The organism is Microbispora corallina (assembly GCF_016863035.1).
Taxonomy (GTDB): Bacteria; Actinomycetota; Actinomycetes; order Streptosporangiales; family Streptosporangiaceae; genus Microbispora; species Microbispora corallina.
The window spans coordinates 1-1421 of sequence record NZ_BOOC01000087.1 but is presented as its reverse complement, the minus strand read 5'-3'; the positions used below and the strand labels follow the sequence as shown (position 1 = coordinate 1421).

Annotated in this window: 1 protein-coding gene; it reads right to left on the bottom strand. The window is 70.9% G+C overall.

Features of this window, described 5'->3' with window-relative positions:
• Positions 1 to 110: 110 nt before the first annotated feature.
• Positions 111 to 1316, bottom strand: coding sequence for a cytochrome P450 (locus Mco01_RS38630; RefSeq protein ID WP_204061784.1), 1206 nt, complete (start codon positions 1314 to 1316; stop codon positions 111 to 113).
• Positions 1317 to 1421 lie beyond the last annotated feature (105 nt).

Here is a 1421-nt window from a genome sequence, read left to right as displayed (position 1 = left end):
CCTTGAACGGAGCCACCTGCACCATCGCCTGATCACATCGATCGACCGGGGGCGGCGTCCGGCCGGACGCCGCCCCCGGGCCTTCCCGGCCCCACACCGGCCCTCACCGGTCAGACGTCCCAGGTGACCGGGAGGCTCTTCACCCCGTAGATGTCCGCGGTCTCGGGCCGCAGCTCGACCTCCTCGGCCGGCACGGCGAGGCGCAGCGTGGGGAAGCGGTCGAGCAGCGCGGGGAACGCGACCCGCATCTCGACGCGGGCCAGCTGCTGACCCAGGCACTGGTGGATGCCGTGGCCGAAGGCCAGGTGCCCTCCGTTCTCCCTGCGGAGATCGAGCACGTGGGGGTCGGAGAAGCGCTCGGGGTCGCGGTTGGCGGTGTTGTACGACAGGATGACCGTCGTGCCGGCCTCGATGGTCTGGCCGCCCAGCTCGACGTCCTCCAGCGCCGTCCGCATGAACGTCTTGGCGACGCTCAGATATCGCAGCAGCTCCTCCACGGCCCGGTCGGTGAGCCCGGGATCGGCGCGCCACGCGGCCGCCTGCGCCGGGTGGCTCAGCAGCGCGAAGGTGCCCAGCGCCAGCATGTTCGCGGTGGTGTCGAACCCCGCCGCCAGCAGGATCAGGGCCATCCCTCTCAGCTCCTCGTCGGTCAGATCGGTGTCCATGAGGTCGCTGAGCACGTCGTCGGTGGGGTTCGCGCGCTTGGCGGCCACCAGCTCGGCGAGGTACTGCTGGGTCGCGGTGTAGGCCGCGATCAGGTCCTCGTCGCTCGTCTCCCCGCCGAGGAACGTGTCGATCTGCCTTTGGAAGCGGCCACGATCCTCGTACGGGACACCCAGCAGCTCACAGATGACGATGGAGGGGATGGGCTTGGCGAACGCGGTCACCAGGTCCGCCGGCGGGCCCGCCTTCTCCACGGCGTCCAGGTGGTCGGCGGTGATCTGCTCGACGCGCTCGGTGAGCTGCCGCATCCGGCGTACGGTGAACCTGCCCACCAGCGGCTTGCGGTAGCGCCCGTGCCGCGGCTCGTCCATGAGCAGGAACTCGCCGGGCGGCGCCGGAGGGATCTCCATGCCGGCGATGTCAATGGCCGGGTGGCGCATGAGCTCCTTGCGTGAGCTGAACCGCTGGTCGGCCAGGACCGACCTCACCAGGTCGTATCCGGTGATCAGCCAGCCCGGCACGCCGCCGGGGAAGGTGTAGCGGCTGATGGGGCCGTGCCGGCGGGCGTCGACCAGCTCGCCGGGCGGGTCGAAGGGGCAGCCGGGCCGGCGCGCCGTGGGCAGCGTCGTGACGGTGTGGAGGGATTCACTCATGGCCGTTCCTCGTTTCGCATTGGTGCGTCATGGCACAGCTCGACGGCTGCGGTGCGTTCGCATGGCTGACCCGCGCAGACGCGCGCTGACGCGCGCTGACCCGTC

Excerpts from the sequence above, each read along its gene's own strand:
- Mco01_RS38630 (WP_204061784.1), bottom strand. The coding sequence starts at position 1,316 with ATGAGTGAATCCCTCCACACCGTCACGACGCTGCCCACGGCGCGCCGG.